The organism is Pseudomonas fluorescens, from assembly GCF_002022275.1.
Classification (GTDB): Bacteria; Pseudomonadota; Gammaproteobacteria; order Pseudomonadales; family Pseudomonadaceae; genus Aquipseudomonas; species Aquipseudomonas fluorescens_AJ.
In genome coordinates this window covers 68,356-87,075 of record NZ_MSDF01000012.1, presented here as the reverse complement: position 1 = coordinate 87,075, position 18,720 = coordinate 68,356, and the positions used below count along the sequence as shown (strand labels likewise).

Sequence of the window (18,720 nt, the reverse complement as noted above, 5' to 3'; positions counted from 1 at the left end):
TGGACCCATCACTTACCCACGCAGGAGAGTCCTCCATGAATGTATTCATTACCGGCGCAGCAGGTTTTATCGGCGGTTCCATCGCCACTGGACTGGTCAAGGCTGGCCATACCGTCACCGGCCTGGTGCGCAGTGCCGAGCAGGCGGCTGAAATGACCGTCTTGGGCATCAACCCGATTATCGGCACCCTCGATGACGCCGCAGTGCTGACCGAGCAGGCACAGAAGGCCGACGCGGTGATCAATGCCGCCAGCAGCGACCATCGTGCCGCTGTGGAAACCTTGCTGGCGGCCTTGCAAGGCTCCAACAAACCTTTCTTGCACACCAGCGGTTCTAGCATCGTCGGTGATGCGTCGGGCGGTAAATCCAGCGACGTTATCTACTTCGAAGACAACCTGCCGGAGCCGACTGTCGACAAGGCCGCCCGTGTGGCGATCGATAACCTGATTCTCGCGGCGGCCAACGACGGCGTGAACTCGGCAGTGATCTGCAACACCCTGATCTACGGCCACAGCCTGGGCGTGAAGCGCGACAGCGTGCAATTGCCACGCTTGCTCAAGCAGGCGCGCAAGAGCGGTGTGGTGCGCCATGTGGGCACCGGGCAGAACATTTGGTCCAATGTGCATATTGAAGACGTGGTGGCGTTGTATCTGCTGGCGCTGACCAAGAACCTGCCGGGCACTTTCTACTTCGTGGAAAGCAGCGAAGCGGCGTTTGTCGACATGACCACTGCCATCGCCGAAGCGCTGAAGCTGGGCAAGCCACAGGATTGGCCGCTGGCCGAGGCGGAGGCCGAGTGGGGTTATGAAATGGCCAACTATGGTTTGGGCTCCAACAGCCGGGTGCGTGGCAAGCATGCGCGTGAACTGCTGGGTTGGGCGCCGAAGCGCACCTCGGTAGTCGAGTGGATTCGTAACGAGATGGTGTGATGTTCGCTTAGCACCGAGGTGCTGCCATCGCAGGCAAGCCAGCTCCCACATTTTGATCAGTGAACACGGTCAAAGGTGGGAGCTGGCTTGCCTGCGATGCAGACCACTCGGTCTCTCAGGCTAGCCCCTTCCGCCGCATTTCCGTACCATCCCCGCCTTATCCCCCGCATGACCCCGGTACCCCATGAACCTAACCCATCTGCGCGCCGATGCCCTGGCCGGCCTCACCACGTCCTTTGCGTTGCTGCCCGAATGCATCGCCTTTGCCCTGGTGGCTCACCTCAACCCGCTGATGGGCCTGTATGGCGCGTTTATCATCTGCACGCTTACCGCACTGTTCGGCGGGCGGCCGGGCATGGTTTCCGGTGCAGCGGGCTCGATGGCCGTGGTGATCGTCGCGCTGGTGGTGCAGCACGGCGTCGAGTACCTGCTGGCGACGGTGCTGTTGGGCGGGCTGATCATGATTGCCTTTGGCGTGTTGCGCCTGGGCAAGCTGGTGCGCATGGTGCCGCACCCGGTGATGCTCGGCTTCGTCAACGGCCTGGCGATCATCATCGCACTGGCGCAACTGGAGCATTTCAAAAGCGGTGACACCTGGCTCTCGGGCACGCCGTTGTACGTGATGACCGGGCTGGTCGTGCTGACCATGGCCATCGTCTACCTGCTGCCGCGCCTGACCCGTGCCGTGCCGCCCGCACTGGTGGCGATCCTCGGCGTCGGCCTGGCGGTGTACCTGCTCGGCCTGCCGACGCGTACCCTGGGCGACATGGCCCATATCGCCGGCGGCCTGCCAACCTTCGCCTTGCCGCAGATTCCGTGGACCCTGGAAACCCTCGGCATCATCGCGCCCTACGCGTTTTTGATGGCAATGGTCGGCCTGCTGGAAACCCTGCTGACCCTGAACCTCACCGACGAAATCACCGAAACCCGTGGCTACCCCGACCGTGAAAGCGTGGCGCTGGGCGCGGCGAATATGGTCTCGGGCCTGTTCGGCGGCATGGGCGGTTGCGCGATGATCGGGCAAACCGTGATCAACCTCAGCTCCGGCGGGCGCGGGCGTTTCTCCGGGGTGTTTGCCGGGGTGATGATCCTGTTGTTCATTCTGTTTTTGTCGCCGCTGATCGAGCGCATTCCGCTGGCGGCGCTGGTGGGGGTGATGTTTGTGGTGTCGCAGCAGACCTTCGCCTGGGCCTCGTTGCGGGTGATCAACAAAGTGCCGCTGAATGACGTGCTGGTGATCGTAGCGGTGACGGTGATCACGGTGTTCACCGACCTGGCCACGGCGGTGTTTTGCGGGATTGTGATTGCGGCGTTGAATTTCGCCTGGCAGCAGGCCCGCGAGCTGTACGCGGATGAGCATCTGGAAGCCGACGGCAGCAAGCTTTATCGCCTGCACGGCACCTTGTTCTTCGCCTCGACCACGCCGTTTTTGAATCAGTTCGACCCGGCCAACGACCCGGTTCAGGTGACGCTTGATTGCCGTCACCTGAGCTTTGTCGACTATTCAGCGATTGCCGCGCTGATGACCCTGCGCGAGCGCTACGCCAAGGCGGACAAGCATTTGCGGGTGCTGCATTTGTCGGAGCGCTGCAAGAAGTTGCTCAAGCGAGCTCGCGTTCATCACGACTGATCGCTTACGGCCCGACCAGGTCTTCCAGCTCCTGGGCGCGGGTCTGGGTCATGTCCAGCAGGCAGCCGGAGCCGTTGATCTGATCGATGGTGCCGCCGGTGGCTGAGCCGGCGAAGCTGCAATTGGCATCACGGTATTTGATCCACAGGCGCTGCACGTCCTGCAGCTTTTGCTTGCGGTCACCTTCTTGGGCGGCAAGGGCAGTTTTGTAGGCTTTATTCAGGCGCTCATCCTGCACCTTGGCTTCCTTGGCGTTGCAATTGACCATGTCGACGGTGGTATTGGCGCCGTCCATGCACTTTTTCAGCGCCGGGTTATCGGCGGCCGAGGCGGTGCCGCACAGGGCCAGCAGCAGGGCGCCGGCAGCGAAGGGAACAAGCAGGGTCTTGCGATTCATTGTTGGTTTTCCTGGTTGTGAATGCGGGTTGCCATGTGAGACTCGGCCCCGGCAGTTGAGTTTCCGCGCGCAAAAAACTTCATGTAAGAACACCCCCCGAATTTTCATCGGCTGGCGTTGGGCATATCCCAAAGCGACAGCGCTTATCCGTGGGCGAAAATTACTTTCATAAAAATTGAAAATAATCCCCGGTAATGATTTATGAGTTTCACAACAGATTCGACGTGACCCTTTCCGAGGAGTACCGCATGGCCGCATCACCGGGCTTCGGGCTATTGGCATACGCTGCCATCGCCATCATTGCTTTGATCGTGCTGATTGCACGTTACCGACTCAACCCGTTTATTGTCATCACCCTGGTGTCGATCGGCCTGGCGCTGATGGCCGGGATGCCGGCGGACACCATTATGGGATCCTACGAGGCGGGCGTCGGTAAAACCCTGGGGCACATCGCTTTGGTGGTGGCGCTGGGCACCATGCTTGGCAAGATGATGGCCGAGTCCGGCGGCGCCGAGCAGGTGGCGCGCACGCTGATCAACCGGTTTGGCGAGCGCAATGCCCATTGGGCGATGGTGTGCATCGCGTTTCTGGTGGGGCTGCCGCTGTTTTTCGAGGTCGGTTTTGTGTTGCTGGTGCCCATCGCCTTTACCGTGGCGCGGCGTGTCGGCGTGTCGATCCTGATGGTCGGCTTGCCGATGGTCGCGGGTTTGTCGGTGGTGCATGCGTTGGTGCCGCCGCACCCGGCGGCGATGATGGCGGTGCTGGCGTATAACGCGTCGGTTGGCCAGACCGTGCTGTATGCGATTTTGATCGGCATTCCCACGGCTATCATCGCCGGCCCGCTGTACGCCAAATTCATCGTGCCGCGCATTCACTTGCCGGCGGAAAACCCGCTGGAACGCCAGTTTATCGACCGCGAGCCGCGCACCCGTTTGCCGAGTTTTGCCATGACCATGGGCACGATCCTGTTGCCGGTGGTGTTGATGATGATCGGCGGTTGGGCCAATGTGCTGTCCACGCCGGGCACCGGGTTTAACCAGTTTCTGCTGTTTATCGGCAACTCGGTGATTGCTCTGCTGGTCGCGACCCTCGTGAGTTTTTACACCCTGGGCCTGGCGCAGGGATTCAACCGCGAATCGATCCTCAAGTTCACCAATGAATGCCTGGCGCCGACCGCGAGTATCACCTTGCTGGTGGGCGCGGGCGGCGGCTTGAACCGTATTCTGGTGGACGCCGGCGTCACCAACGAGATTCTCGGTTTGGCTCACGCCTTCCACCTGTCGCCGCTGGTGATGGGCTGGCTGTTCGCAGCACTGATGCGCATTGCTACCGGTTCGGCGACGGTGGCCATGACCACCGCCTCCGGGGTAGTCGCCCCCGTTGCCATGGGCCTGGGTTATCCACACCCTGAATTGCTGGTGCTGGCCACCGGCGCCGGCTCGGTGATCTTTTCCCATGTGAACGACGGCGGCTTCTGGCTGATCAAGGAATACTTCAATATGACGGTGATCCAGACCTTCAAGACCTGGACCGTGCTGGAGACCCTGATTTCGGTGGTCGCTTTCGGTCTCACTTATGGTTTGTCCTGCATTTTGTAACCCGGAGCCCCCATGGACATCCTCTACCAGATCCGCGCCCGCCAGGACTCCTTCAGCGCCGGCGAAGGGCGTATCGCCAGGCTGATGCTGGATGACGTGGGCTTTGCTGCGTCGGCCAGCCTTGAAGCGTTGTCGCAACGGGCCGAGGTCAGCACCGCCACCTTGTCGCGGTTTGCGCGCAGCGTGGGGTGCCGGGATTTGCGTGATTTGCGCCTGCAATTGGCGCAGGCCAGCGGCGTCGGCAGCCGCTTTTTGGACCCTGCGGGGTTGCCGGAACAATCGGCGTTTCATCGGCAGATTCTGGGTGACATCGAAGCGACATTGCGTCAGCACTTGTCGGGGTTTAACCAGGCGAGTTTTGTCGACGCGGTCAGCTTGCTGGGCAAGGCGCGGATGATTCATGCGTTCGGCATGGGCGGCCCGTCGAGCTTGTGCAGCGATGAGTTGCAGGTGCGCCTGGTGCGTCTGGGCTATCCGATTGCTGCCAGCCATGACCCGGTGATGATGCGTGTCACCGCTGCGACGCTGGGCCCGGAGCATGTGCTGATCGTCTGCTCGCTCACTGGCCTCACGCCTGAATTACTCGACGTGGTTGCGCTGGCACGCAACTACGACGCGCGCATCATCGCCATCACCCTGGCCGAGTCGCCTTTGGCACAGTTGGCGGACGTCGTGCTGCCGCTGCAACCGGCGGAAACCAGTTTTATCTACAAGCCCACTGCGGCGCGCTACGGAATGCTGCTGGCCATCGACCTGCTCGCCACCGAGCTGGCACTGGCCCTGCCGGACGACAACCAGGAACGCCTGCGCCGGATCAAGCTGGCCCTGGACGATTATCGCGGTGGGCCTGACAGCCTGCCGCTTGGAGACTGATATGCAGTACGACACGTTGATTCGCCAGGCGCTGATCATTGATGGCAGCAACACCCCGGGGTATGTGGCAGATGTGGGGCTCCTGGCCGGGCGCATCGAGAGCATTGGGGACTTATCCACCGCGACGGCCGAGCATGAGATTGACGCCAATGGCCGCGTGCTGGCACCGGGTTTCATCGATGTGCACACCCACGATGACACGGTGGTGATCCGTCATCCGCAGATGTTGCCCAAGCTTAGTCAAGGCGTGACCACGGTCATCGTTGGCAACTGCGGCATCAGCGCTTCGCCGGTCAGTTTGCGCAGCGATCCGCCCGACCCGATGAACCTGCTCGGCAGGCGTGAGGCATTCACTTATCCACGGTTTGCCGATTATCGCAGCGCCGTCGAAGCGGCTCATCCGGCAGTCAACGTCGCCGCCTTGATCGGCCATACGGCATTGCGCAGCAACCATATGGACGACCTGCACCGCACCGCCACGCCGGATGAAATCGCCGCCATGCGCGTGCAATTGCAGGAGAGCCTCGAGGACGGCGCCCTCGGTTTATCCACCGGCCTGGCCTACGCCAGCGCGTTCAATGCCGAGACCGACGAAGTACTGCAACTCAGTGAAGAACTGACGGCTTTCGGGGCGGTGTACACCACCCATTTGCGCAGTGAATTCGAGCCGGTGCTGGAGGCGATGGATGAGGCGTTTCAGATTGGCCGGCATGCGCAGGTACCGGTGATCATTTCCCACCTTAAATGTGCGGGCGCGGGGAACTGGGGGCGCAGTCCGCACTTGTTGGCATCGCTGGAGCAGGCGGCGAAAACCCATCCGGTGGGGTGTGATTGTTATCCCTATGCAGCGAGTTCTTCGACGCTGGATTTGAAGCAGGTCACTGATGCGTTCCGCATCACCATTACCTGGTCCACGCCACACCCGGAAGTGGGCGGGCGTGACTTGCAGGACATTGCCGCCGAGTGGGACGTTTCGCTGATGGACGCAGCGCGTCGCCTGCAACCGGCGGGGGCGGTGTATTACGGCATGGATGAGGCAGATGTGCGGCGCATTCTGGCGCATCCGTTGTCGATGGTCGGCTCGGATGGTTTGCCGGAAGACCCTTTCCCACACCCGCGTTTGTGGGGCGCGTTTCCCAGGGTGCTGGGGCATTTCAGCCGGGATGTGGGCTTGTTCCCGTTGCATACGGCGGTGCATAAAATGACGGGGTTGTCGGCTGCCCGTTTTGGCCTGGCCGAGCGCGGCGAAATTCGTGAAGGGCACTGGGCCGACCTGGTGTTGTTCGACCCGCTGCTTGTGCGCGATGTGGCGGATTTCAAGGCGCCGCAACGCGCAGCAGAAGGCATTGATGGCGTGTGGGTCAACGGCGTGTTGAGTTATCGCGACGGGCAGGCGAACGGTCAGCGGCCGGGCCGGTTCCTGGCGCGCAGTGGGGATTTGCGTGGCGGGTTCGTGGCTGGGCGGTAGACCGGGTTATCGTTCATCGCAGGCAAGGAGGCGGCTACATGCACTTGGGAAAAGTTACCCCCATTCTGCGGATTTTCGACGAGGCCAAGGCGTTGGAGTTCTACGTCGACTTCCTCGGGTTCAAGGTGGATTGGCAGCATCGCTTCGAAGCGAATTTTCCGCTGTATCTGCAGGTCTCGCTGGGTAAGTGCGTGCTGCATTTGTCCGAGCATCACGGCGATGCTTCGCCGGGTTCGGCGGTGCGGATTCAGGCGCAGGGTGTGGACGCTTATCAGCAGCAATTGCTGGCCAAGGAATACCGGTATGCCAAGCCTGGGGTTGAAGAAACGCCTTGGGGCTCGCGGGAGATGAGCATCAGCGATCCGTTTGGGAATCGGCTGGTGTTTGTTGAAGAAGGCGAGGGCTGAAGGGTAAATCGCGGGCAATAAAAAACCGCCTTAGTAGGGCGGTTTTTTATTGCAAACCCAGTTAGTGGCTGGGGTTGCTATCTCAAAGGACGCATTCGACCTGCAAGCCGATACTAACGCTGGTTATGTCATCACGCAAGGCGGATCCAGAGCTGGCATGCAGGGTCTTCAGGTATTTGATAATGGCTCGATATGACTGCAAAAGCTTGCAATGAATCTATGGGGGGATATTGGATATATTACGACGGCATGACACACCTTAGGCAGGAATGTTGGTTAGGATCCTCCCCGTTCTGCGTTTGTCGCTCTTTAGGTGAGTTGGGTATGCGCGCGAATTCTGGACCGACCGCCACGGGCTAGTAATCCGTGCCGGATTGATGCGGAAGGACCATTAGCCCGGCCACCTCAAAGGACGCATTCGACCTGCGTCCGAAGGCTCACATGTTCCGGTAAGTGCGCTGGAGGTAAGGCCCAACTCACGGAGGGCCGAGTATGTCCAAGTTTGCACGACATATGTGGAACCTCGTAGTGAATGCCTCGCGTGCTTATCACGTGTGGACATTCCTGCGGGACAGCTTCGATGACCTGTAAGGTCTGAGAAGTGGAGCCGCCCCGGTTTAGGCCGAGGCGGCTTTTTTGTTTCTACACCCGGAAATGACTGACCATCTGCTGCAACTGGCTACCCAGTCGCGCCAGTTCCACACTCGATTTGGCCGTCTCATCGCTCGCCGTTGCGGTCTGCTCCGACACATCACGAACATTCACGATGCTGCGGCTGATCTCTTCCGCCACGGCGCTTTGCTGCTCGGCCGCTGCGGCAATCTGCTGGTTCATCGACTGGATATTTGACACCGTACGCGTGATGTTTTCCAGCGACACGCCGGCTTTGCGCGTCAGCTCGACACTGCTGTCGGTGAGGCTGCGGCTGTTGTTCATCACCGCCGCCACTTGCTGGGTGCCGTTCTGCAAACCGGCGACCAGGCCTTCGATTTCTTCGGTGGATTTTTGCGTGCGCTGGGCCAGGCCGCGCACCTCATCGGCCACCACGGCAAAGCCACGTCCGGCTTCACCGGCACGTGCTGCTTCAATCGCAGCGTTGAGCGCGAGCAGGTTGGTCTGTTCGGCCACGGCTTTGATCACGTCCATCACGCTGCCGATCTTGTTGCTCTCTTGTTGCAGGTGCGTCATGGCGTCGGTCGAGCGTGCCACTTCGGCGGCCAGGCGTTCGATCTGGGCGATGGCCTCGGCTACCACTTTGTCACCTGCGCGGGCCTGGCCATCGGCATCGGCAGCGGCCAAAGAGGCCTGTTCGGCATTGCGCGCAACTTCCTGCACGGTGGCAGTCATTTCATGCATTGCGGTGGCGACCTGGTCGGTCTCGATTTTCTGGCTGTTCACGCCTGCGCTGGTTTGTTCGGTCACCGCCGATAGCTCTTCGGCCGCACTGGAGATTTGCATCACGCCGTCGCGAATGCCGCTGATCAGCTCACGCAAGGTGGTGCCCATGCGCTGGATGCCTTGTTGCAGCACGCCCAGTTCGTCGCGACGGGTGATTTGAATGTTGTGGCTCAGATCGCCGGAGGCAATGCGTTCCACCACCGCCAGGGTTTCCTGGATCGGGCGGGTGATCTGGCGGGTAATCACCAGCGCGGCGATGATGCCGACCAACAATGCAAGCAACGTGCTGATCAATTGCAGGCTGCGGGCCTGGGCGCTTTCGGCGTCACGGCGGTCCAGCTGGATATCGTAGAGCTTGTCGCTGATCGAAACGATATCGGTGCCCTGGGTGGTCATTTCAGCGCGGGCGGTCACGATGTTGGCGTTCGCCGCCTTGTAGCTTTGCACGGCGCTGCGATAGGCGCCGAGCGCTGTTTCCAGAGAAGCCAACGCACTTTGTTGGCTGCCACCGAACGCAGCGCTAAGGCCTTTCAAGCCACTGATGGCTTTCTCGATTTGAGCGGCGGCGCGGGCTTCGGTTTCGGCATTGACGTTGTTGGTGTAGCCGCGCACTTCATAGCGCGCCAGCTGGAAATCTTCTTTGGCGTTGCTCACGGCCTGGTACTGGGTGAAGCGTTCCGGGCTGTCGGCCATCTGCTGCACGCTGGCTTCCAGCGCATTGATCTGCGTATTGGCGACGTCGGCCTTGTCGCCCATCACCTGGCGCGCGCTGGCGCCGTTACGGTAGGCCTCGCGCATCTTGTTCAGGGATTGCTGGTAAGCCGTGATGACGGCCTTTTGCTCGTTGAGCAGCTTGAGGTTTTCCGGGCTCTTGAAGCTGTCGAGCAGCTTCTGCTGCTGGGCGGCGAAAGCGTCGAGGCTGGTCTGGACGTTCTGGGCCACGGCTTCGTCGCCATTGGCCAGCATGTATTGCAGGCGCACGATGCGCAGTTTGGTCAGCGAGGCGTTGAGCTGAGTGATGTCGCTCATCCAGTTGCTGCGATCGATCAGACCGCCCAGGCTGGTCCAGCCGGTGAGGGCCAGAATCGAAGTGAGGACCAGAACGAGGCCAAAGCCCAGGCCCAGTTTGAGATTGACGCTAATGTTGCCGAACCAGCTATTCATCGAAAGCTCCCTGAAGGTGATGTTTGTCTGCTGGGCGGTGTTGTTGTTTGAGCCAGCCAAAGTATGTAGGTCGGTATCGGCGGCAAGAGGTGATTCTGAAATTATTTTTAAGTGGGCTGATGAACGGCGAACCCCGCCCGATTGCCGGGCGAGGTGTTCAGGTTTTGATTGTCAGGTTATCTGCCTTAGCCCAAGGCCCCGAGGAGGTTGCGCTTTGAGCACTTCGATCAGAACCGTCAGGTCATAGAAGCGCTCATTCTTGAGTGCGTCCCAGCGTTCGATGAAGTACTGGCCTTTGTCATTGATTTGAAACGCGGTGGTGATGATTTCATTGCTGCGGGAGCGGTGAACCAGGCTGACCTCGAATTCACTGGGACGCTCAATGAAGAAATGACCGGCTTCGGTGAGCCGTGTACGGTCAGGCAGCGGTGTACGTCGCGGCGCTGGCTGTTTGAGGTTACCCACATCAATCTTGAAGTCACTGCGCAGGGCGACAATCGAGTGTTCTCCGACCGATTGCCAACCGCCGGTGCGCAGCCTTTTGGCCTGTGCCGGGAAGGTATCGCGCACATGCAGGCTCACCGCATCCTGCAACTGGACAATGCCCGGCACTCCCCGATGCATATCGGTATGGGAGTTGCCCATGAAGGCCACCCATTTGTGGGCGCCCTCGGCGAGCTGATCGGCCTTGATCACTTCATTGGCGAAATAGTTGAATAACTCTCCCCGCCCCATATCACCGATGATGCCTTTGACGTGATAGCTGGCTGTGCAGTCCAGTGCTCTGACTCGAATCCCGTATTTATTGGCCGTTTTGACCACGTTGGTAAACGTGTGAGCGCCTTTGTACCCTGGCATCTGGCCGGCATCGAGGGCTACCAGATAGTTTTTCAAGCTCGGGGGCATTTTTGAGGTGCGGTAAAAGGTGTCCAATGCAGCCTGATGCAGGTCGGTGAGCAAATGCTCTATGTACAACGTTTTCACCCCCTGTTTTTTCAGCTGTTTCATTTGGTCTATCAAGAACTGCTTGGCGGACTGCTGGATGTGGCTTTCGCCGATGACCAAGCCAGTTTTTTGCCGATACACCTGCTCGATAAATACCTGTTCGCTCTGTGTCGAGAGTTGAGTCAGCGGTGCGCGCGGAGCGGGCGTGAAGTCGGTAAACGCGGTTTCTGCGGCGCCCGCCAAGCGTTGTCGTATCTCGCTGAATTGGTTCTGTGCAGCCACAAGGTCGGGTTTGGCTGACACATAGTGGGTATCCAGCCCAAAGCGGCTGTGCTTTATTTCCTCTATAGGTGCATGAATGGCAAGGGGCAGGTCGAATTCGGCAAAATGTGTGGCCGCCACAGGCGGGGTCGCAGAGGTAGTCGGTGCGGGCAGCGCCGAGGGGGGAGTTGGCACCGCCAGGGTGTAATCCCCTCGGGACAGGCCCAGTGCAGTGTTGTCGGGCCATACACCGGTTGGCTGCCCAGGTGCTGCGTTCTGCACACGCAAGGCCAGGGTTTTTTGCAGCTCCGCCAGACCCGGGACCCGCTCATACGTACCCAGTCGATCCGCTGTCACCAACGCCACCCAGCCTTCCCCCGGGGTTTCGCTCAGGTTGTGTTCAATGAGGGTGTGGGAATAGAAGTTGCGCAATTTGCTGCTTCGTGGGCTGAAGCGCGAGCTGTCGAGCAGGCTTGTCACCGGTTCGAGATGATAGGAAACACAGCCGTCCAGCCCATCCATCTCGACATTCAGGCGCTGGGTTTCATCCAGCAATTTGCTGTAGGTGAAGGCTGCCTCTTTCGACAACCCCAGGTTGTCATCCGCCAAGTCCAGCTGGCGCTTGAGTGTTCTCAGTGCGCGGGCTTTGTCTCCAGGGCGTTTGTTACTCAAGGTTTTCAGTTTGCTCTGGAACAGGTCTCGTGGCAGGTGCTCGATGTAAACGCGCTTGAGTCCTCCCTCAACCAGGGCAGGCAGTTGCTCGATCAAGAGTTGCAGGCTGGAAGTCTGGTTTTTGGGGGTACCGATGATCAGGCGTTTATCGCGACCAAACAGTGTTTTGACGATATCGCTATGGGCCGCGTCTGCGGCCAGCACGGGAACTGGCGCTTTTGGGGGTGGGGCAGGCAGAGCCTGGAAAAACGTCTCGGCGCGTTGGGTCAATTGCGCAACTCTCGTTGAATAGGCGTCGCGCAGAAACGATGTCCCCGCCTGAAAGTTGTGAAGGATGGCTTCCGGTACGCCCAACTCCATACCGGGCAGGTTTTCCTTGAATGTTGGGTCGAGCATGTCGCGCAGCAGCGTGGCGTCATCGCCGGTCAGGTCGAAGTCGTCCAGCGGGCTGCTCTGCTCGTTTATCAATGATTCATAGCCGTTGGTGCCACCGCGTACGGTCGGACGTACCCAGCGGTCGCCTTCCCGTTTGACCAGGCGTGCGGTCGAATGAAATTGGCCAGTGCCCGCGTCCAGTCGATATAGCACGTAGATGTTCTCGGAATTGGGCGTTTTAGTGGTCCACAACCCGCGCCCGTTGAACAGCGCAGGCTGCATGTTTTCAGGCGTGAGTGCATCGAGCCTGCCGATTGCCGCACTTTGAGCCGCTTGTGGGCGCGGTTTGATCACCGGCCGCAGCGACTTCAAGGCGCCTTTTAGAGCGGGACGAACATCAAACAGCACGGCGCCGCCGAAGTTGGCCAGGTAACCGATGTAGTGCTCCAGCGCACCGCCCTTGTCGTTTTGGTAGTAGGCATTCAGGGCGAGCATGGCGTCCTTGAAGGCCAGCAACCCCCCCAGGGTCAGGCTGAGCAGGGGGAACGGCATGGTGGCGACGGCTGTCACCCATTCGATGCACGTCCACAGAATGCCGGTGATCATCTGGGTGCGGTTGACGGTGGTGCCTTGCACATCGTCGATCTTGCGCTGCAGGCTCATATTGTAGAACTCATGGCGCAAGTCGCTGAGCGGTGAAATATGGCTTGTGCCGTCGTGCCGTGCAGGGCTCGGTGTGGTGCGGTTGATATCCTGTGGCAAGCCGTTTTTCGCGGTTTGTAAAAACACCCCGATGCGTGCCGCTGATGTCAGCGGTACCCGCGCGCGCCAGTAACCGAGCATGCCGTCGACGTGTTTGAGCAGGTAATTGAATAGCTTTGCTTCACGAAAGGCGATGCCGTCCGGCGCATCCGGTGTGTACAACAGCACCGGGTTGTCAGCATGGCTGAACAGGTAGTTACCGATGACCCAATCACCATTGATAAATAATCGGTGGACTTTGTAAGTGTTGCGTACGGTGATGGCGGTATCCGTCAGGCTGTCGATAGCCCGTTCGAGCCAGGCCAGGTCGATGCTGGCTACATGCCCGCGCAGCCGCGACTCCAATGCGCAGCTTTTCATGTGCAATTGCTGGATCGTCAGCACTGCGTTACGGCGCTCGTCGTACTTAGGGCTGCTGCTGTTTTGCAAGCGCTGGCGGACTTCATCGATGTAGCGTTCACCAATCCATACGCCTCTCACCGAGCGCTCTACTTTTTCGGTGGTCAGTGCGCTCAAGTCGATGCCGGTAGGGCCTCGAAACGTGGCGGAGCGGGAAAATTTCTCGTTGAGAAACCCAATGCTGTCGTCGTACCCGTCGCGGTACAGCGTGGTATAGGAGACCGGTTTGTCCCCATCGCCGATCAAGGGCTTGGGGGAGTAGACGAAAATACTGTCAGGGTCGACGTCGTTCTGACGGCGGCCCAGTAATAGATTCAGGCTGCGCTTGGCTTTTTCGTGCAGGTAGCTTTCGAACGTCGTGAAACTGGCTTCCGAGTCAGGCCTTGCGTTATAGGCGTGCAGTGCGCCCGCGGCGTCTTCTGCCAGGGTTGTGAGGCGCGTACGGTCAGCCGCTGAGGCAGATCGGTACCAGGCCGGCGCGCCCAATTCGTAGTCGTCCAGCAAGAGTGCCAGACGGTGCGCCGCCATGGCATCCAGGCAGTCGGTATGGTTGCAGGGTTTACCGAACGTCACTTTCAAGTGTTCCTCGGCGCCAGGCTTGAATCCGATGCCCTGGATGACGGCAGTCATCGATGGGCGGAAGCGCAAAGGCACTTGCTCCAGCACATAGCCAGCCATTGAGCGGTTATCTGCCTGGGGTTTGTCACTCAGCCAGCCGAGGATGTGAGTCTGGCATTCGCGTTCCGTGCTGAAGCTGTAAAACTGCTGTGCGCTGGGTGCATCGGGCGTACACAGCAACAGGCGTTTGGCTTGGCCGCTCGCATCATCTTCGCGCAACAGCCACAGGTCTTTGAGCTGGGCGCCGTGGAACATCACGGTTTGCGCGCAGAGCCCCGGGCGCGGGGTGTCTCGCAATTGCTCAAACAGCTGGAAGTCGGCTTGGCTCAGATGGCCTTGCAGCTTGGCGAGATAAGCCATGGTCACCAGGCGCTGATCGAAAAAGCTGCGCGCGGCGTGTTTGATCTGCGGGGTGCCCAAGGCGATTTTCTGGACGTTGGCAAACTCCAGGCGCGGTTGCAGGCTTTGCAGCGGTGTGATCAGTTTTTGCGGTGTGATCCAGGAGAGCTCTTCATTCAGCGGGGCACCGGCGTAGCTCAGGGTGCTGTGTTCGAGGAAGGCCGAGCCCGCTTTGGCGTCATCCGTGTGCAGGCCACGCAGCGTGAGCTCCACCAGTGAGCGTTGTTGAACGTAGGCGCCTGCTTGAGCCACCGTGCGGCGAGTGGTGATGTGCAGTTTATCCGGGTCCAGGTCGTGTATGTCCCACCGATAGGCCAGGTACTCGGCCCATTGATAGCGAGCGAGGGCATGGGGGGTTGAAGCGGGGCCGATCAGGTCCATGAACGCCTGACGAGCCTGGTTATAGTTGCGCAGATGCAGGTCAAGCATGTTGCGTTGGCTGTCGCCGGCGCTGCGGTACCAGTCCGGAAGGGCGTGATAGAGATCACGTTCCAGCAACAGCTGTGCCCTGAGTTCCAGGCGTGAGGTCAGGTCCGGCAGGGCAGCGTTGACCGCGTTGTCCAACTGTTGCTGTAGCTGTGCGGCGTTGAGCTGGCCGTCTTCGGCGAGGCTCAGGGCGAAGTCGATGTCTTGTGTGCGTTTGTCGAGCAGCGCCTGATAGGCGTGTTCGAACAGCGGTTCACCCTCTATGGGCTGCAGGTTCAGCGGGAATATCTCAAGGGTCTCGAGGTGCTGATACCGCACGGGCAGGTGGCGATTGAACTCTGCCCGTCCGGTATGCGTCGCCATCGCCGATTGCAAGCCTTGGTCCAGTTCGTGCAGCGAGTCGAAGGCTTCCAGGCCGCGAGAAGGCGTGAATAACAGCACCGGGCCCACGGGGTCGGTGCTGCTCAGGCTGTCGATGGCCGGGCTGGCCTTGCGCGTCAGCACGAAGGCGCCGGCGAATGCCACCGTGTGTTCCTGATAGCTGAAAGTGAGCGCGTACAGGCCCGGACGAAAGCTGGGCCCGCGGGAACAATCTTCAAGCATCAGCAGGTCGGCGGGGGACAGCAAATAGTCACTGACGTTGAGTCGAGCCTCGTGTTCCAGGGCGCTGATACCGGCGGTGAAAGTCAGGTAAGTCTTGCGGCTTTGGCCATCGACGGTGCTTGTTTCATTCAGGGTCTGCAGGTTTTTGTTCAGGCCGGATTGCAATTGACTCAGTTTTTGTTTGCCGGCGGTCTGGGTGAGGTCCACCTGGTCGAGGCCTTGATACAGGGCGCGAGCCTGAGTCTGGAATGTGCCGTTGATGCGCTTTAAGGTGGCGCTTGTCTGCTCCAGTGTCGCGCGATCTTTCGGCAGGACGACAGGCCGTCGGCTGTGAGGGCGCAGTGTTGGGTCGATCTCCAGCAAGTGAGTGTGGATCTGCTGCAGCGTGGGTGCGGATGCAAGGGTGTTCGGCGTACTCATTGGCACAGCCCCGGGAGTGGTGAGTTGAATCACCAGCATGGGGATAGAAGCGGTGTGCTCGGCAGTAGATAGGTATGCCCGGGTGCTCATCAACGCCCGGTGTTGTGTGCTAGTCTGCTGGCCCTTTTAGTTCTGGATGGCAAGCAAAGCGCGGCACCTGTGCGGCTTTTTGAATGCCTTCCTACAGCGGAGCACCTTCATGTCCGACGTTAATCTGTCCACCGACGAAACCCGCGTCAGCTACGGTATTGGCCGTCAACTGGGCGACCAACTGCGCGACAACCCGCCACCGGGCGTGAGCATTGACGCGATCCTGGCTGGCCTGACCGACGCCTTCGACGGCAAGCCAAGCCGTGTTGACCAAGAGCAAATGGCTGCCAGCTTCAAGGTTATCCGCGAAATCATGCAAGCCGAAGCGGCTGCCAAAGCTGAAGCGGCTGCTGGCGAAGGCCTGGCTTTCCTGGCTGAAAACGCCAAGCGTGACGGCATCACCACCCTGGCTTCCGGCCTGCAATTTGAAGTGCTGACGGCCGGTGATGGCGCCAAGCCGTCCCGTGAAGATCAAGTGCGCACCCACTACCACGGCACCCTGATCGACGGCACTGTGTTCGACAGCTCCTACGAGCGCGGCCAGCCTGCAGAATTCCCGGTTGGCGGCGTGATCGCCGGCTGGACCGAAGCCCTGCAACTGATGAATGCCGGCAGCAAATGGCGCCTGTACGTGCCGAGCGAACTGGCTTACGGCGCTCAAGGCGTTGGCAGCATCCCGCCGCACAGCGTTCTGGTGTTTGACGTCGAACTGCTCGACGTACTGTAAAACCTGCTCATGAAGGCGCCTGGTTTTGTGTGGGAGCCGGGCTTGCCCGCGATGCAGACGACTCGGTCTGAAGCTTTACCGAGGTGATGCTATCGCAGGCAAGCCAGCTCCCACATGAACCAGGTGCGCTCAGGTTTTTGCGCTGGTTTCATGGATGAAACTTGCCATTCAGCTCAGTGGCCGGGCGCAACGCTCGGGCATAGCAGAACAGAAACAGGTTACGCACCACTTCCTTCAGCACGCCAGGCTCGCTGGAACTCAAGCCATTCACATCCAGGTCGCCCTGGTCCTGCAGTTCATTCAGCGCTTCTTCTTCCAGCACAGCACACACTTCACCGGTTTCCCGATGCAGGATTCGCAGGTAAGGGTGTGGGCGGTCCAGCCAGGCATCTATCAAATACGTCATGGTGCATTCTCCTTGATCGGTTTCAATGAGAATAATTCTTATTCGTAGAATAGCAAGTGCCTATTGGCGGTTTCCTGAGTTTTCTGTGTGGATATTGCGTTCGGTCAACGCAGAGGGCGAAACGCCATCCCGCGGCGGGCGCGGGATGGAGGCAGCAGATTCAGACTTTGCGCACAAACTCGGATTTGAGTTTCATCGGGCCGATACCGTCGATCTTGCAATCGATATCGTGGTCACCGTCGCACAGGCGGATGTTTTTGACCTTGGTGCCGACCTTCACAACGAGTGAGGTGCCTTTAACCTTGAGGTCTTTGATCACAGTGATGGTGTCGCCGTCCTGCAGGACGTTGCCTACAGAGTCTTTCTTCACGGTTTCATCGCCGGCTGCTTCGGCCTCGCCAGTGGCGGACCACTCATGGGCGCATTCCGGGCAGATCAGCTGGGCGCCGTCTTCGTAGGTGTATTCGGAATTGCATTTCGGGCAGGGTGGCAACGTGCTCACTAAAGCTCCTATAGAGTCAGGATGGCTAAAAGTCGCACATTATATAGGGTTTATTGCGCAGATGGGGTGCTGGAGAACTCTGTGGGCTGGCTTGCCTGCGATAGCGGCAGTGAATTCACTGAAGTCATCACAGGCAAGCCAGCTCCCACATGAAGCAGGGGAGTATCAGTGAGTGCGCGCTACCGCAAACTCACTCAGCTCAACCAGGGCATCCCGGTATTCGCTGGCCGGCAGGGCATCCAGGCACTTGATGGCACGGGCCACATAGTCGCGTGCCAGTTGTGCGGTGTACTCCAGCGAGCCCGAGGCTTCCACCGCAGCGCGGATGGCTTCCAGGTCTTCGATCCCGCCTTTCTGGATCGCCTTGCGCACCAATGCAGCCTGTTCCGGCGTGCCTTCGCGCATGGTGTAGATCAGCGGCAAGGTCGGCTTGCCTTCAGCCAGGTCGTCACCGACGTTCTTGCCCAGGGTTTCGGCGTCGCCTTTGTAGTCGAGCAGGTCGTCCACCAGCTGGAACGCGACACCCAGGTGATCGCCAAACGTGCGCAAGGCCTCACGTTGTTCAGGCGACGCTTCGCACAGGGCCGCGGCGCTATGGGTCGAGGCTTCGAAGAGCATCGCGGTTTTGCCGCGAATCACTTCCATGTAGGTTTCTTCGCTGGTGCTGGCGTCGCGAACCTTCGACAGCTGCAACACTTCGCCTTCGGCGATGATGCGCGTGGCTTGTGAAAGAATCTTCATCACCGGCATCGAGCCCAGTTCGACCATCATTTCGAACGAGCGCGAGTACAGGAAGTCGCCCACCAGTACGCTGGGCGCGTTGCCCCACATCGCGTTGGCGGTCTCGCGGCCACGGCGCATGCCGGACATGTCGACCACGTCGTCATGCAGCAGGGTGGCGGTGTGCAGGAACTCGATAGTGGCGGCCAGCAGGCGCAGGTCATCGCCTTCGCGGCCCAGGGCCTTGCCGCACAGCAACACTAATAAAGGACGCAGGCGTTTACCGCCCGCCGACGTAATGTAGTCGCCGATTTTGGAGACCAGCGGCACTTTAGAAGTCAGCTGCTTCTTGATGATGCCGTCGACGGCGCTAAAATCGTCCGCGACCGCGCGGTAGAAGGCTTGGGGTTGCATCAGCGACAGTCGCTCCAGAAGGGTTGCGCGGCATGCTAGGACCCTCACCCCCGGGTGTCAAGGCGCGATAGACGGCCCCTTGCAAGGCTTCTTTACCTTGCGTACAATCGCGCACCC

Annotated in this window: 12 protein-coding genes and 2 pseudogenes; 7 read left to right on the top strand and 7 right to left on the bottom strand. The window is 59.9% G+C overall.

Annotated elements, in window-relative coordinates:
* Positions 1-35 precede the first annotated feature (35 nt).
* The gene (locus BFW87_RS06355; RefSeq protein WP_078739081.1) at positions 36-929 is read left to right on the top strand and encodes an NAD-dependent epimerase/dehydratase family protein; all 894 of its coding nucleotides are present in this window, start codon (positions 36-38) and stop codon (positions 927-929) included.
* A 184-nt stretch (positions 930-1,113) separates the two neighbouring features.
* Complete coding sequence (locus tag BFW87_RS06350) at positions 1,114-2,559, top strand: SulP family inorganic anion transporter (protein ID WP_078739080.1); 1,446 nt, start codon at positions 1,114-1,116, stop codon at positions 2,557-2,559.
* 4 nt (positions 2,560-2,563) lie between these two features.
* Here BFW87_RS06350 and BFW87_RS06345 read toward each other — a convergent pair whose 3' ends face one another.
* The gene (locus BFW87_RS06345; protein ID WP_078739079.1) at positions 2,564-2,956 is read right to left on the bottom strand and encodes a lysozyme inhibitor LprI family protein; all 393 of its coding nucleotides are present in this window, start codon (positions 2,954-2,956) and stop codon (positions 2,564-2,566) included.
* A gap of 248 nt (positions 2,957-3,204) precedes the next feature.
* Here BFW87_RS06345 and BFW87_RS06340 point away from each other — a divergent pair, with 248 nt between their 5' ends.
* From BFW87_RS06340 to BFW87_RS06325, 4 genes are read left to right on the top strand one after another with little or no spacing between them, the layout of a single operon-like run.
* Positions 3,205-4,554 carry a GntT/GntP/DsdX family permease gene (locus BFW87_RS06340; RefSeq protein WP_139372400.1) on the top strand — a complete coding sequence of 450 codons (1,350 nt, stop codon included), beginning with the start codon at positions 3,205-3,207 and terminating at the stop codon, positions 4,552-4,554.
* A gap of 12 nt (positions 4,555-4,566) precedes the next feature.
* A complete protein-coding gene (locus BFW87_RS06335; RefSeq protein ID WP_078739077.1) occupies positions 4,567-5,427 on the top strand; it encodes a MurR/RpiR family transcriptional regulator in 861 nt (286 codons plus the stop codon).
* A 1-nt stretch (position 5,428) separates the two neighbouring features.
* A complete protein-coding gene (locus BFW87_RS06330; protein ID WP_078739076.1) occupies positions 5,429-6,895 on the top strand; it encodes an N-acyl-D-amino-acid deacylase family protein in 1,467 nt (488 codons plus the stop codon).
* 38 nt (positions 6,896-6,933) lie between these two features.
* Positions 6,934-7,302, top strand: a complete 369-nt coding sequence (locus tag BFW87_RS06325; protein ID WP_078739075.1) for a glyoxalase superfamily protein — start codon at positions 6,934-6,936, stop codon at positions 7,300-7,302.
* Between the two features lie 642 nt (positions 7,303-7,944).
* On the opposite strand, the pseudogene BFW87_RS32580 reads toward BFW87_RS06325, so the two are convergent.
* The 3 genes and pseudogenes from BFW87_RS32580 to BFW87_RS06315 form a co-directional block, all read right to left on the bottom strand.
* Positions 7,945-8,538: pseudogene (locus BFW87_RS32580) on the bottom strand (methyl-accepting chemotaxis protein); the annotation flags it as partial.
* Between the two features lie 309 nt (positions 8,539-8,847).
* Positions 8,848-9,864, bottom strand: a pseudogene (locus BFW87_RS32575) (methyl-accepting chemotaxis protein); the annotation flags it as partial.
* 171 nt (positions 9,865-10,035) lie between these two features.
* On the bottom strand, positions 10,036-15,744 hold the full coding sequence (locus tag BFW87_RS06315) for a membrane-targeted effector domain-containing toxin (protein WP_176159718.1): 5,709 nt from the start codon (positions 15,742-15,744) through the stop codon (positions 10,036-10,038).
* 199 nt (positions 15,745-15,943) lie between these two features.
* On the opposite strand from BFW87_RS06315, the gene BFW87_RS06310 reads away from it, so the two are divergent.
* On the top strand, positions 15,944-16,561 hold the full coding sequence (locus BFW87_RS06310; protein WP_078739072.1) for an FKBP-type peptidyl-prolyl cis-trans isomerase: 618 nt from the start codon (positions 15,944-15,946) through the stop codon (positions 16,559-16,561).
* 148 nt (positions 16,562-16,709) lie between these two features.
* On the opposite strand, the gene BFW87_RS06305 is transcribed toward BFW87_RS06310, so the two are convergent.
* From BFW87_RS06305 to BFW87_RS06295, 3 genes are all read right to left on the bottom strand, one after another.
* The gene (locus BFW87_RS06305) at positions 16,710-16,967 is read right to left on the bottom strand and encodes a PA4570 family protein (RefSeq protein ID WP_003194088.1); all 258 of its coding nucleotides are present in this window, start codon (positions 16,965-16,967) and stop codon (positions 16,710-16,712) included.
* A 160-nt stretch (positions 16,968-17,127) separates the two neighbouring features.
* Entirely contained in the window at positions 17,128-17,469 is a 342-nt protein-coding gene (locus BFW87_RS06300) for a zinc ribbon domain-containing protein YjdM (RefSeq protein WP_024077373.1), read from the bottom strand.
* Positions 17,470-17,634: 165 nt separating this feature from the next.
* Positions 17,635-18,603, bottom strand: coding sequence for a polyprenyl synthetase family protein (locus BFW87_RS06295; RefSeq protein ID WP_078739071.1), 969 nt, complete (start codon positions 18,601-18,603; stop codon positions 17,635-17,637).
* Positions 18,604-18,720: the final 117 nt, after the last annotated feature.

Coding starts and splice junctions, on each gene's coding strand:
- BFW87_RS06350 (WP_078739080.1), top strand. CDS start 1,114: ATGAACCTAACCCATCTGCGCGCCGATGCCCTGGCCGGCCTCACCACG.
- BFW87_RS06345 (WP_078739079.1), bottom strand. CDS start 2,956: ATGAATCGCAAGACCCTGCTTGTTCCCTTCGCTGCCGGCGCCCTGCTG.
- BFW87_RS06305 (WP_003194088.1), bottom strand. CDS start 16,967: ATGACGTATTTGATAGATGCCTGGCTGGACCGCCCACACCCTTACCTG.
- BFW87_RS06295 (WP_078739071.1), bottom strand. CDS start 18,603: ATGCAACCCCAAGCCTTCTACCGCGCGGTCGCGGACGATTTTAGCGCC.
- BFW87_RS06355 (WP_078739081.1), top strand. CDS start 36: ATGAATGTATTCATTACCGGCGCAGCAGGTTTTATCGGCGGTTCCATC.
- BFW87_RS06325 (WP_078739075.1), top strand. CDS start 6,934: ATGCACTTGGGAAAAGTTACCCCCATTCTGCGGATTTTCGACGAGGCC.
- BFW87_RS06335 (WP_078739077.1), top strand. CDS start 4,567: ATGGACATCCTCTACCAGATCCGCGCCCGCCAGGACTCCTTCAGCGCC.
- BFW87_RS06310 (WP_078739072.1), top strand. CDS start 15,944: ATGTCCGACGTTAATCTGTCCACCGACGAAACCCGCGTCAGCTACGGT.
- BFW87_RS06330 (WP_078739076.1), top strand. CDS start 5,429: ATGCAGTACGACACGTTGATTCGCCAGGCGCTGATCATTGATGGCAGC.
- BFW87_RS06340 (WP_139372400.1), top strand. CDS start 3,205: ATGGCCGCATCACCGGGCTTCGGGCTATTGGCATACGCTGCCATCGCC.
- BFW87_RS06315 (WP_176159718.1), bottom strand. CDS start 15,744: ATGAGTACGCCGAACACCCTTGCATCCGCACCCACGCTGCAGCAGATC.